Consider the following 11,910-nt stretch of genomic DNA (forward strand, 5'->3'; position numbering starts at 1 on the left):
TCCAAATCCTGTCTAAATCAAGTCGTTGATTGGTTTAAGTCCGTGACGCAGCGATTCAAGCTTTACCTGAAATCAGCCGCGAAATCCGGCGCGCCTTGCCATAGCTTTGCTGCGCTGTCAAAAGCCGTTTGATATTCCTGCACGAATCATCTGTGCGTTCCGCTAAAAAAGCTCTGACATGACCAGCAACAGTTTACAGCCTGCGACGTTCAAACCGTCTGGCCCGCTCTCCGGGAAAATTTCCGTTCCCGGAGACAAGTCCATTTCACACCGGGCGTTGATATTCTCGGCGCTCGCCGTCGGCAAGAGCCGGATCACCGGGCTGCTGGAAGGCGAGGATGTCCTCGCGACCGCCGATGCCCTGCGTGCAATGGGCGCAAGGATTGAAAAAAAGGACGACGTCTGGACCGTCCATGGCGTCGGGGTTGGCGGCCTGATGCAGCCGGAGAATGCTCTCGAGATGGGCAATAGCGGGACATCGACCCGATTGCTGATGGGTTTGATCGCATCGCAAGGAATCAGCGCAACCTTCATCGGCGATGCGAGTCTGTCAAAACGTCCGATGGGCCGGGTGATCGACCCGCTGTCACAAATGGGGGCGGACATCCGCGCACGCCAGACATCGGACCATAAGGCCTGCCTGCCGCTCACCGTGAGAGGCATCTGCCCTGCCGTCCCGATTGAATATCGCCTGCCGGTGGCTTCTGCGCAGGTCAAATCGGCGATTCTGCTGGCCGGTCTCAACACGCCCGGCATTACCCGGATTGTCGAACCCGTGCTCACCCGTGATCATAGCGAAACCATGCTCAGGGGCTTTGGCGCGAATATCAGCGTGGAAACCGATGCCGAGGGCTGCCGGGTCATATCCCTCACCGGCGAAGCGGAGCTCCAACCGCAAAAAATCAAGGTCCCGGGCGATCCATCATCCGCCGCTTTTCTGGTGGTTGCAGCGTTGATCATTCCCGGATCGGATATCATCATCGAAAATGTCGGGATCAATCCGACCCGCGCTGGCCTGTTTGAAGTGCTGCAGAATATGGGCGGCGACATCAGCTTCAAGAAACAGCGCACGGTTGGCGGTGAGCCGGTCGCGGACATCCATGTCAAACATAGCCCGCTCACCGGCATAGACATACCCGCCCATGTTGCGCCCAGCATGATCGACGAATTTCCTATTCTGTTCGTAGCAGCGGCAATGGCCAGCGGCGAAACCACCACTCGCGGCCTGCACGAATTGCGGGTCAAGGAATCCGACCGGCTGTCGCAAATGGCGAAGGGCCTTGAACTTCTGGGCGTAAAGCTGACCGAGAAGGACGATGGATTATTGATCGAAGGCAGCGGCGGCAAACCGCTGGCTGGCGGACAGGCCAAACCGGTGATCGAAACCGCGCTGGATCACCGTATTGCGATGAGCTTCGCGGTTGCTGGCCTGGTGACAAAATCCGGCCTCTCCATCGATGATATAAGACCAGTCGAAACGAGCTTTCCCGGCTTTGACGATCTCATGACGAAGCTCGCGGCCTGATGATCGATGGGTTTTCCGCCAATGTGATCGGCATAGTGGGCAGCGCACTGATCGTCTTTGCCTATGCCTATAATGTCTATGCCAAGACCGTGAGTGCCTTTGTCTATAATGGCACAAACCTGATCGGCGCCCTGTTGCTCACCCTCTCGCTCATGGTGCATTTCAATCTGGCATCGTTTCTGCTCGAAATCGTCTGGATCATCATCGCGGTCGGTGGCCTGGGGAAAGCCTATCGGGATCATGCGAGGCAAGGGTCATGATTATTGCTGTTGATGGCCCGACCGCTTCTGGCAAAGGCACGATCTCCAAGCAGCTGGCGAAACATTTTGCCCTGCCCTTTCTCGATACCGGTCTGCTCTATCGCGCGGTTGGCTGGACGCTCAGGCAGCAGGGCGGGGATGCCGATGATGCCGCCGCTGCGCTGGCCGCCTGTGTGTTTGACGGCGCGTTGCTGGACAATCCGGCCCTGCGCAGCGAAGTGGTTGGCGGCTTGGCCAGTCGGGTCTCGGTTCATCCCGAGGTGAGACGAGCGCTGGACAAACGCCAGAAGGATTTTGCCCATCAACCAGCCGGTGCCGTTCTTGATGGTCGCGACATTGGCACGGTCATCGCACCGGATGCCGATGTAAAATTATTCGTCACGGCTTCGTCCGAGGCGCGTGCGGTGCGGCGTTTCGAGGAAATGAAGCGGCGCGGCGAGCCGGCCAATTTTGATGACATATTGGCGGACATTTTGAAACGCGACGAACGCGACCAAAATCGCGCCACTGCGCCGCTCAAGCCCGCCGCAGATGCAGACTTGCTAGACACCACCGATTTGACTATAGACGCGGCCATTCAGCAGGCAATTGCCTTGGTGAATGCGAAGACAAGCAGCCGGCGCGACAAAGATCCGGCATAGCAGACAAATGATGTGCAAGACGGGCTGGTAAGGAACCTCCCCGGCTTTAGCGCAGCTTTTGGCATTTGCGCCTAGTCTAGCATACATCAAATATTGGCAGTTTTCTGATGGATGCGGCGGTCACATGAGGTGCTCGCGGCAATTTTGGTCCAAGACCGGCGGAACCAACCGCCTGGCCAGAAAAATTGACTATCAAGGAATAAACCATATGGCCTCAACGGCATTTCCAACCCGCGACGATTTCGCGGCAATGTTAAACGAATCACTCGGTGGCGAAGATCAGGGCTTTGAAGGCCGCGTCGTCAAAGGCACCGTAACCGGCATCGAAAATGACATGGCTGTCATCGATGTAGGATTGAAATCAGAAGGCCGTGTAGCGCTGCGCGAATTCGCCGCTCCCGGTCAAAAAGCCACTCTCGCTATCGGTGACGAAGTCGAAGTCTATGTCGACCGCATTGAAAATGTGAATGGCGAAGCCATGCTGTCCCGCGACCGCGCCCGCCGCGAAGCGAGCTGGGACAAGCTTGAAAAAGAATATGACGAAGGCAATCGCGTCGAAGGCATTATCTTCGGCCGGGTCAAAGGCGGCTTTACGGTCGATCTTGATGGCGCCGTCGCCTTCCTGCCCGGCAGCCAGGTCGACGTCCGTCCGGTACGCGACGTGACTCCGTTGATGGACATCACCCAGCCCTTCCAGATCCTCAAGATGGATCGCAAGCGCGGCAATATTGTTGTCTCGCGTCGTGCAATCCTCGAAGAAACCCGCGCCGAACAGCGTTCGGGTCTTATCGAGAGCCTAGCCGAAGGTCAGGTTACCGAAGGCGTGGTCAAGAACATCACCGATTATGGTGCGTTCGTTGACCTCGGCGGTATTGACGGTCTGCTTCATGTTACCGATCTCAGCTACAAGCGGGTCAATCACCCGAACGAGATGATCAACATCGGCGACACGCTGAAAGTCCAGATCATCAAGATCAACAAGGACACCCAGCGTATCTCGCTTGGGATGAAACAGCTCGAGAGCGATCCCTGGGATAGCGCAACCGAGAAATATGCGGTTGGCACGAAGCTCAACGGTTCGGTTACGAATATCACCGAATATGGTGCTTTCGTCGAACTGGAACCAGGCATCGAAGGCCTCGTCCACGTTTCCGAAATGAGCTGGACCAAGAAGAACGTCCACCCGGGCAAGATCGTTTCTACCTCGCAGGAAGTGGAAGTTATCGTTCTCGAAGTCGATACCGAAAAACGCCGCATTTCGCTGGGCCTCAAACAGGCTCAGTCCAACCCCTGGACCGACTTTGCGGATACGCACCCAGTGGGCAGCACCGTTGAAGGCGAAGTCAAGAACGCTACCGAATTTGGTCTGTTCATCGGCCTTGAAGGCGACGTCGACGGCATGGTTCACATGTCCGATATCGCATGGGGCATTTCCGGCGAAGACGCGCTCAACCTGCACCACAAGGGTGAACAGGTAAAAGCGATCGTTCTCGACATTGATGTTGATAAAGAACGTATTTCGCTTGGCATGAAGCAGCTTGAAAAAGGTGCACCGGCCATGGGCGGCGCTGATACCGGCGGTCTCAAAAAAGGCGCGGTGGCAACTGTCACCGTATTGGAAGTGCGCGACGGCGGTCTCGAAGTCCAGATGGGCGACGATGGCGCAACCGGCTTCATCAAACGCAACGATTTGGGCCGCGATCGCGACGAGCAACGTCCGGACCGCTTCCAGGTCGGCCAGAAGCTCGACGCAATGATCACCGGCTTCGACCGTTCGAAGAAACCGAACTTCTCGATCAAGGCGCATCAGCTGGCTGAAGAGAAGCAGGCTGTGGAGCAATTTGGTTCAACCGATTCCGGTGCGAGCCTTGGCGACATCCTGGGTGCCGCGCTGAAGAAGAAGGAAGAATAGTCCTTCGACCACAGGACCGGATTACAGAAAAGCCCGCCCCTTCATCGGGGTGGGCTTTTTCTTTGCCATGCCCCTTTTCACAGCAGTTTATTGCAAATCTGCCAAGACCATTGAAAATAGACGTAATTTCTGGCATCTAGATCGTTTATAGAATAAAAGATCACACGATTCTTGGAATCTCTATGAAGGGAAACCGATGGATTGATCTGGAATCGGAAAGGCGCCCCGATGATACGTTCGGAACTATTGGAAAAACTGGCAGAAGAGAATCCGGAATTGAAGCCGGATGAAATCGAAAAAATTGTCGACCTGTTTTTCAACCAGATCAGCCAGAAGCTGGCCGAAGGCGGTCGGGTGGAACTCCGTGGATTTGGTGCCTTTTCAACGCGTCAGAGAAGACCGCGCACCGGACGCAACCCGCGCACGGGGGAATCGGTAGAGGTTCCGGCCAAGCGAGTGCCCTATTTCAAGCCCGGCAAAGAAATCCGCGAGCAGCTGAACAAGGACTAGTTCTTGAAATATTCTGACATTTTGCGTCTGCGCACTTGACCGCACGCGCGCAATAATGCTTGTCGCTAGGCTCCGACTTCAGGTTGGAGCTACCGGTGCGGACGTGGCGAAATGGTAGACGCAGCAGACTTAAAATCTGCTATCCGAATGGGTGTGCGGGTTCGAGTCCCGCCGTCCGCACCAGTTTAAGACTATAGGATTATCTCGCGGACGAATTGGATTACATTTCCCGAGCGACAGCGACGGACTATTCCGTCGAAAATATCATCGAGGCGAAACCATGTTTAACCCCGCCATTATCGCAGCAATATTCTGGGCAATCATCCTCGCGGGTGCCGGCGGGTTGCTGACCGACATCGGCCCCTGGTACCGGGACCTCAAAAAGCCCAGCTGGCAGCCGCCAGACTGGCTGTTCGGGCCCGCGTGGATGATCATATTGGGACTGGCGGCCTGGGCGGGCATCCTGTCGTGGGATCAAGCCCACAGCCAATCCGGGCAAGCCATGCTGATCGCGGTCTATGCAGCCAATTTCCTGTTCCACCTGCTCTGGTCACCGCTGTTCTTCAAATATCAACGGCCCGACTGGGCGCTCGTCGAGGTCGTCTTTCTGTGGCTGTCGGTCGCCGCTATGCTGGCTTTGACATGGAGTCTCGACTCGCTGGCCGGCATCATGATCCTGCCCTATTTCCTGTGGGTCTCCTTTGCCGCCATGCTCAATGCCAAAATCGTGCAGCTCAACCGTCCATTTGGCTGACGGTTACAGCATCGCCATATCCACCGGCTGATCCAGCAATATCCGGCCAGCCAGTTCGAACACCGCCGGTGCGGTAGCGATATGCTGGGTGGCGACATGCGCGTCACGGAAACGGCGTTGCAGGCTATTGTCCGAATAGACCGCCGCGCCGCCGCCCAATGTATAGGCGGTCTTGCAGACTTCAGCGGATATTTCGGTGGCGTGGGCGCAGGCAAGGCGCAGCTTGGCCCGGCCTTTGGCGGAAATCTCTTCGCTGCCCTGCGCTTCTGCCCAACATTCGCCGATGGCATTTTCCAGATAGCCAAAGGCACCGCCCAGATGGGCCGTTGCCCGCGCCAGTTCGGCTTGAACGGTTGCCCGTTGCGCCATCGAACGACCGCCGCCCGGCGTCTTCTTGTGGATCGCGATAGTCCTGATTTCTTCCAGCGCAGCCCGGGCATTGCCGAGCGCAACCGAAGACACGCCCAGGGCCAGCAGGCCAAAGAGCGGAAATTTGTACAAGGTGCCGGGATCGCGAGGCTGGTCGCCAACAAAGGAGACGCTGCGATCCTTGGGAACCGTCAAACCCTCGACCGCAAAATCGCCGGAACCCGTGCCTTTCAAGCCCGCGACATGCCAGCTGTCGATGAAGGACACGTCCTTGGCTGGAAAAAACAGCATCCGGTGATAAGGCGCTCCATTGTCGAATTTCTGTAGCTCACCATCCTTGAAGATCATCGCGCCACCGCCGAGCCAGGAACAATTGGCCGAGCCCGAGCCCCATTGCCATTGGCCGCTGAGCAGATAATGGTCTCCCCGGTCCTCTGCCTTGCCCATCGGCGCAAAAACGCCGCCGGTGATGACATCGTCCGGACCGAATATTTCCCGCGCTGCGGCTTCCGGCATATAGGCCGCGCCCAAAGTCGAGGTTACCGCGATCATCACGCACCAGCCTGCACTGGCATCCGCCTCGGCAACCGTGGCGACAATTTTCATGAAGTCGAGCGGCGCCAGTTCCAGCCCGCCCAGCGCGGCCGGTTTCGACAGGTTGAAGGCGCCCGCAGCCGCCAGCTTTGCCGCGAGATCAGCCGGCAATCGCCGCGCCTTTTCGGTTTCCTCTGCGCGTGCGGCAATTTCGGGGAGCAGAGCCATTATGGCGGGGCCCACTGCGCCAATGTTGGAAATATCATATTGCAAACCGGTCATTCAGCCATTCTCCCTAACGAAGCGAGCAGCATAAGAGTTCCGCTTTGTTGAGCCAGCAAAAACATATAGATGAGTGACATGCGCTACCTTGCCCTTCTCTGCACGATGCTGTTGCTGATATCCTGCGCCAGTGATCCGGCGATCGACACGGTGCCTGGTCCGGAGCAGATTGTCCGCTTGTCCGATTCGGAGATCAAGGGACTCGACCCGCAGAAAATCTCCGATCTGTCCTCGCTCCGGGTGGCCGCTGACCAGTTTGAGGGCCTGACCCGTCTGGGTGCCAGAGGGGAAGCGGAGCCGGGACTGGCCAAATACTGGCACATTGCGCCGGATGGCCTGACCTGGACCTTTGCCTTGCGGGAGAATTTGCGATTCTCAGACGGCACAGATTTTGATGCGACGCTTTTTCCGGCCCTGCTGCAACGCCTGCGTGCGCCAGAAACGGCAGCGCCGGCAAAGGCCCTGTTTGGCAATATCCTCGCCGTGGAAGCAGCTGATGGCAATAGCGTGGTCGTGACTCTCGCCTCCCCTGACCCGTCGCTGCCGGCCTTGCTTGCCCATCCGGCGATGGCGGCTATTCCGCTGCACCGAATCAGCGAAGCCGGTGACAAATGGACTTCCGACCGCCCGATGATCGCCAGCGGTCCCTATCGATTGTCCGAATGGAAACTGAACGATCACGCGCGGCTGGAACGCAATCCCGAGTGGCATGATGAAATGGTGCCCACCGCGACCATCATCTGGAAACCGATGGAAGACAGCCTGTCGGCGCTACGCCTGTTCCTGTCCGGTGGCGCCGATATTGCCGCGGATTATCCGGCAAGCCGTCATCAATGGCTCAAGGACAACCATCCCGCCGCTGCCCATAGCGTGCCCTATCTCGGCAGCTATTATTTTGCTTTCAATACCCGCGCGCCACCCTTTGATGATGGCAGGGTCCGGGTCGCCCTGTCGATGGCGGTCGAACGCGAGTGGATCGCCGACAAGGTGATCGGTATCGGCAATATCCCGGCATGGGGACTGCTGCCGCCGGGACTGGCTGGCCCGGCATCTGCCAGGCCCGAATGGGCAGACTGGCCGCGGGAACAGCGCCTGCAAGGCGCGCGCGCATTGCTCGCTGCCGCCGGTTTTGGTCCGACCAATCCCCTGCGGTTCGAAATCCGGTTCAACAGTTCAGCCGAACATCGCCGGGTTGCCGTTGCAATGGCGGCCATGTGGAAACCGCTGGGAGTCGAAGCCAGCCTGTTCAACAGCGAAGCCGCGCTGCATTTTGCCGCGCTGCGCCGGCATGAATTCGCGCTGGCCCGATCAGGCTGGATTGCCGACCTGCCGACGCCGGAAAATTTCCTGCTGGTTCACCAGCAGGCCAATGGCGCCGGCAATTATTCGGGCTATGACAATCCGGATTATGACCGGATTCTGGCGCGCGCGATCGCCGAACCAAATCTTCCCAAACGCCAGAAATTGATGCGCCAGGCCGAGTCGCTGCTGATCGCCGACATGCCGATCCTGCCGCTCTATTTCTACGTCACCCGCAGTCTCGTGGCGGATCGGATCGCGGGATGGGAAGATAATATTTCCAATGTGCATCCCAGCCGCACTCTGCGTATAAGGCCCTGATGATTTTCCGTACGACATTCTTGCTGAACAGCATCGCGGCAGCGCTTGTCGTAACGATGCTCGGTGCCTGCAGCTTTGCCGAGGACGAGGATCAGGTGAGAGTCACCGTGATCGAGGATGGACCAGCGCAGATCAACCCGGTGGGGACGCGACTGAACTTTGCCTCCTCGACGATGCGCGCCGCCATCGCCAAGGGCCTGGTCGGACTAGATGCTGAAGGCCGGGTGGTGCCTGCCCTCGCCGCCCGCTGGATCATTTCCGAGGATGGACTGAGCTATATTTTTCGCCTGTTCGATGCGAAATGGGATGATGGCCGGGAGGTTACCGCCGAACGGGTTGCCCGCCTGCTTCGCGAACGTTTTTCCGAATTGCGTCGCAGCCGCTTGCAATATGACGTCTCGGTGGTCGACGAAGTGGTCTCGATGACCGGCAGGGTTATCGAGATCAGGCTGGATTCACCTCATCCGAATTTTCTGCAACTGCTCGCCCAGCCGGAAATGGGCCTGTTCCGGGCCGGCCATGGTGCCGGACCGATGCGCCTGCTGAGCGAGGACAAGGGCATCAGACTGAAGCAGTTTGATGAGCCGTCGGAAGAAGAAGAAAATGTCGCAGAAGAAGATCAGCCCTGGGTATCCCTGCGCAGCGAACCAGCCGCTAACGCCATCGCCCGCTATCGATCCGGAGCGGTGCAAGTCGTGCTGAACGGCAAATATCACCACCTCCCGCTCGTCGATGCGGCAGATATCAGCAGCGGCGACTTGCGGCTTGATCCGGTCGCCGGACTGTTCGGCTTGCGGTTCATCCGCGCCAATGGTTTCTGGGCGGTCCCGGCGAACCGGGAAATTTTGGCAATGGCGATCAACCGGCCTGCGCTGCTCACTTCCTTTCCCGGCGTCAGCGCCTGGCAGAGCCGGCTGAAGATCATTCCCGAGGCGCTCGATGTCAAAGGGATCAACACTTATCCGGACTGGGCCGGCATGACCATGGAGGCCCGGATTGTCTTTGCCCGAAAACATGTCAGCCGATGGAAAGCCTCGGAAGGGCCGGTCGTCCCGCTGACCATTGCACTGCCCGGAGCGGCAGGCGCCAGCATCCTGTTCAAACGCATCCAGTCTGATCTCAAAAGAGTGGGTCTGGACGCAAAAAGGGTCGGCATGAATCAGAGCGCCGATGTTGAACTGATGGACGAGATCGCGCCCTATGACAGCGCCCAATGGTTTTTAAAGCAGTTCACCTGCGCCAAAACCTCGGTCTGCCTGAACGATGCCGATGCCAAAATCGCCGAGGCCGATGCGGCGACCAATCTGCAGATCAAGGCCCGACTCTATGCCGAGGTCGAGAATATGCTAGTCGAACATTATAATTTCATCCCGATCGCCGTTCCCATCCGCTGGTCGATTGCCCGGCAAGGCCAGCGCGGCTTTGCCGTCAATCCGCGCGGCTGGCATCCATTGAACACGCTGGTCGGCATACCCATATCCTAACTGTGTGACTAGTCTAAGACAGGGAGGTCCAATGGCCATTTCCGAAGAACAGTTAAAGCGTCTGGCTGAGCAATTGCCCGACGTAAGCCGCGATCCGCAGGCGGTGCGCAACCGCGTCGAGGCAATGGAGAAAGTGCTGGAGCGGGCCTTTGTCATTCCCGGCATCAATCGCCCCATAGGCATCGATTCGATCGTCGGCCTGATCCCGGTGGTCGGCGATGTCGTCACCGCGCTAATGGGCGCCTATATCGTCTGGGAAGCCCGCAACCTTGGCATGTCGAAGCTGCAACTGACCCGCATGGCGGCCAATGTCGGCATTGATACCGCGCTCGGCGCAATCCCGTTCGCCGGTGACGTGTTCGACTTTTTCTGGCGCTCGAACACAAAGAATCTGAAGATCATCCGCAAGCATCTCGACAAGCATCACCCGGGAACCCGGACGATTGACGGTTAGCTGTGCTCCCGCGCAGGCGGGAGTCCATCTCCTGTACTATCCGCCGGACGCTGAGGTAAAAGTATGGACTAGCCTAACCGCCGGCGCTCGTCCCTCCCTTTGCCGATATATACAAGAGCAGGAGATGGGCCCCTGCCTGCGCAGGGGAACAATGACTAGCCCCCACGCCAGATCTTGACCGGACTATCCGCATTCACCGCCCGCATATAGACCGGACAGCGTTGCGGCCGAAAACTCTGGCCGAGACAGAGCTTCACTTCCTGCAACCAGCCGCGTACATTCACCTTCAGCCGCACCATATCCGGCGTCACGCCATCATTGGCCGCTGCAAAGGCATTGCGAAACTGCCCGGCGGTCAGCGGCTTGCGCGACAGCCGGTCCATATCCGGAAAGCGCACCGCATCGAACATGATCCGCGACACCCGGAAATAGGTTTCCGGTCGCTCGGTCATGCACGTCCCGTGCTTCGCCCATTCGTGCGCCATCATTTTCATGCTCGGCATCATGCAGAAATTGCGCCTCACCACCGCAGCTGGCAGCGGCCTGGTCGGGGCGCACCATTGCGGATAAGCGGGACCGCGTGTTTCCGGCCACAGGCCATGGAGAATGAAGGCAAAACTGCCATCATCGCCGCTGCACTGGGTCCTGTCGCGCGGGCTGTCCTTGCGGGTGCGGCAAAATTCGGGAGACCAGCTGAGCGCCATCGTATAGGCGGTCACGGGTTTGATGCGGCGGGGTTCGGAAGTGGGTTTGCGCTCGGCGGGGGCGCTGAGGCTGGATGGCGCGCGGCATTGGTAGGATTGGGCTTGGGCAGGCGTGGCAACCAGCGCCAACAATAGGATTAAAGCCACCCGTCGCCCCAGCGAAGGCTGGGGCCCAACCCAAACGTAACGTATTTCAGCCCATTGGACTGGATCCCAGCTTTCGCTGGGATGACGATTTTCAAACCTGCGCAAAATCCAGACCAATATCCGCAGCCGGTGCCGATTGTGTCAAACGCCCCACCGAAATAAAGTCCACCCCGGTCTCCGCCTTGTCGCGGATCGTCTCCAGCGTCACGCCGCCGCTCGCCTCGGTCGCCACGCGCCCGCCGATCAATGTCACCGCCCCGCGCAGGGTCGCCGGTTCCATATTGTCGAGCAGCAGATGCGTTGCCCCCGCCGCCAAAGCCGGTTCGATCTGGTCGACCCGGTCAACTTCGCAGATAATCTGTTCGACGCCCGCGTCCCGCGCGCGCCGGACCGCTTCGCCGACCGAACCGGCGACCGCGACATGATTATCCTTGATCATCGCCGCGTCCCACAGGCCCATGCGGTGATTCTGCGCCCCGCCCATCCGCGTCGCATATTTCTCCAGCACCCGCAGCCCCGGTATCGTCTTGCGCGTGTCGAGCAGAACGCAGCCAGTACCATTGATCCGCTGCACATAGTCATGGGTCATGGTCGCGATACCGGTCAGATGCTGCACTGTATTGAGCGCGCTGCGCTCGGCTGTCAGCATCGCGCGCCCCTTGCCCTTCAGCCGCATGATATCGGTGCCCGCCGCGACCGCCTCGCCTTCGGCAA

General features: G+C 58.7%; 12 protein-coding genes and 1 tRNA gene. 10 read left to right on the forward strand and 3 right to left on the reverse strand.

Translation table 11 applies throughout. From position 1 onward, the window contains the following. Positions 1-178 precede the first annotated feature (178 nt). From aroA to V7665_RS07925, 7 genes are all read left to right on the forward strand, one after another. Positions 179-1,525 carry a 3-phosphoshikimate 1-carboxyvinyltransferase gene (aroA, locus tag V7665_RS07895; RefSeq protein ID WP_335663989.1) on the forward strand — a complete coding sequence of 449 codons (1,347 nt, stop codon included), beginning with the start codon at positions 179-181 and terminating at the stop codon, positions 1,523-1,525. After that, positions 1,525-1,785 (forward strand): CBU_0592 family membrane protein, encoded by a 261-nt coding sequence (locus tag V7665_RS07900; RefSeq protein ID WP_335663990.1) that lies wholly within the window; start codon positions 1,525-1,527, stop codon positions 1,783-1,785. The genes aroA and V7665_RS07900 overlap by 1 nt, the downstream gene beginning before the upstream one ends. Continuing rightward, the gene (gene cmk / locus V7665_RS07905) at positions 1,782-2,426 is read left to right on the forward strand and encodes a (d)CMP kinase (protein ID WP_335663991.1); all 645 of its coding nucleotides are present in this window, start codon (positions 1,782-1,784) and stop codon (positions 2,424-2,426) included. The genes V7665_RS07900 and cmk overlap by 4 nt, the downstream gene beginning before the upstream one ends. Positions 2,427-2,634: 208 nt before the next feature. Next, positions 2,635-4,338, forward strand: coding sequence for a 30S ribosomal protein S1 (gene rpsA / locus V7665_RS07910; protein WP_335663992.1), 1,704 nt, complete (start codon positions 2,635-2,637; stop codon positions 4,336-4,338). A 228-nt stretch (positions 4,339-4,566) separates the two neighbouring features. Beyond that, positions 4,567-4,848 (forward strand): integration host factor subunit beta, encoded by a 282-nt coding sequence (locus V7665_RS07915; protein WP_335663993.1) that lies wholly within the window; start codon positions 4,567-4,569, stop codon positions 4,846-4,848. 97 nt (positions 4,849-4,945) lie between these two features. Then, a tRNA-Leu gene (locus tag V7665_RS07920) sits at positions 4,946-5,031 on the forward strand. Between the two features lie 97 nt (positions 5,032-5,128). After that, on the forward strand, positions 5,129-5,602 hold the full coding sequence (locus V7665_RS07925; protein WP_335663994.1) for a TspO/MBR family protein: 474 nt from the start codon (positions 5,129-5,131) through the stop codon (positions 5,600-5,602). A 3-nt stretch (positions 5,603-5,605) separates the two neighbouring features. On the opposite strand, the gene V7665_RS07930 is transcribed toward V7665_RS07925, so the two are convergent. Continuing rightward, on the reverse strand, positions 5,606-6,787 hold the full coding sequence (locus V7665_RS07930) for an acyl-CoA dehydrogenase family protein (RefSeq protein ID WP_335663995.1): 1,182 nt from the start codon (positions 6,785-6,787) through the stop codon (positions 5,606-5,608). 78 nt (positions 6,788-6,865) lie between these two features. Between V7665_RS07930 and V7665_RS07935 the strand changes: the two genes are divergently transcribed. The 3 genes from V7665_RS07935 to V7665_RS07945 are packed head-to-tail and all read left to right on the forward strand — an operon-like array spanning position 6,866 to position 10,345. After that, a complete protein-coding gene (locus tag V7665_RS07935; protein WP_335663996.1) occupies positions 6,866-8,407 on the forward strand; it encodes a peptide ABC transporter substrate-binding protein in 1,542 nt (513 codons plus the stop codon). Beyond that, on the forward strand, positions 8,407-9,891 hold the full coding sequence (locus tag V7665_RS07940) for an ABC transporter substrate-binding protein (RefSeq protein WP_335663997.1): 1,485 nt from the start codon (positions 8,407-8,409) through the stop codon (positions 9,889-9,891). The genes V7665_RS07935 and V7665_RS07940 overlap by 1 nt, the downstream gene beginning before the upstream one ends. Positions 9,892-9,922: 31 nt before the next feature. Further along, a complete protein-coding gene (locus V7665_RS07945) occupies positions 9,923-10,345 on the forward strand; it encodes a DUF4112 domain-containing protein (RefSeq protein ID WP_335663998.1) in 423 nt (140 codons plus the stop codon). 155 nt (positions 10,346-10,500) lie between these two features. On the opposite strand, the gene V7665_RS07950 is transcribed toward V7665_RS07945, so the two are convergent. Together V7665_RS07950 and nadC are read right to left on the reverse strand one after the other, a co-directional pair. Next, positions 10,501-11,196, reverse strand: coding sequence for a ribonuclease T2 (locus V7665_RS07950; protein WP_335663999.1), 696 nt, complete (start codon positions 11,194-11,196; stop codon positions 10,501-10,503). Positions 11,197-11,287: 91 nt separating this feature from the next. Further along, a partial coding sequence (nadC, locus tag V7665_RS07955) for a carboxylating nicotinate-nucleotide diphosphorylase (RefSeq protein ID WP_335664000.1) occupies positions 11,288-11,910 on the reverse strand: 623 nt, incomplete at its 5' end.

Origin of the sequence: Parasphingorhabdus sp., from assembly GCF_036964675.1 — a bacterium.
Taxonomy (GTDB): Bacteria; Pseudomonadota; Alphaproteobacteria; order Sphingomonadales; family Sphingomonadaceae; genus Parasphingorhabdus.

What these genes read in the sequence shown, in the direction of transcription:
- V7665_RS07930 (WP_335663995.1), bottom strand. Translation starts at nt 6,787, where the DNA reads ATGACCGGTTTGCAATATGATATTTCCAACATTGGCGCAGTGGGCCCC.
- aroA (WP_335663989.1), top strand. Translation starts at nt 179, where the DNA reads ATGACCAGCAACAGTTTACAGCCTGCGACGTTCAAACCGTCTGGCCCG.
- V7665_RS07915 (WP_335663993.1), top strand. Translation starts at nt 4,567, where the DNA reads ATGATACGTTCGGAACTATTGGAAAAACTGGCAGAAGAGAATCCGGAA.
- cmk (WP_335663991.1), top strand. Translation starts at nt 1,782, where the DNA reads ATGATTATTGCTGTTGATGGCCCGACCGCTTCTGGCAAAGGCACGATC.
- V7665_RS07940 (WP_335663997.1), top strand. Translation starts at nt 8,407, where the DNA reads ATGATTTTCCGTACGACATTCTTGCTGAACAGCATCGCGGCAGCGCTT.
- V7665_RS07935 (WP_335663996.1), top strand. Translation starts at nt 6,866, where the DNA reads ATGCGCTACCTTGCCCTTCTCTGCACGATGCTGTTGCTGATATCCTGC.
- V7665_RS07925 (WP_335663994.1), top strand. Translation starts at nt 5,129, where the DNA reads ATGTTTAACCCCGCCATTATCGCAGCAATATTCTGGGCAATCATCCTC.
- V7665_RS07945 (WP_335663998.1), top strand. Translation starts at nt 9,923, where the DNA reads ATGGCCATTTCCGAAGAACAGTTAAAGCGTCTGGCTGAGCAATTGCCC.
- V7665_RS07900 (WP_335663990.1), top strand. Translation starts at nt 1,525, where the DNA reads ATGATCGATGGGTTTTCCGCCAATGTGATCGGCATAGTGGGCAGCGCA.
- rpsA (WP_335663992.1), top strand. Translation starts at nt 2,635, where the DNA reads ATGGCCTCAACGGCATTTCCAACCCGCGACGATTTCGCGGCAATGTTA.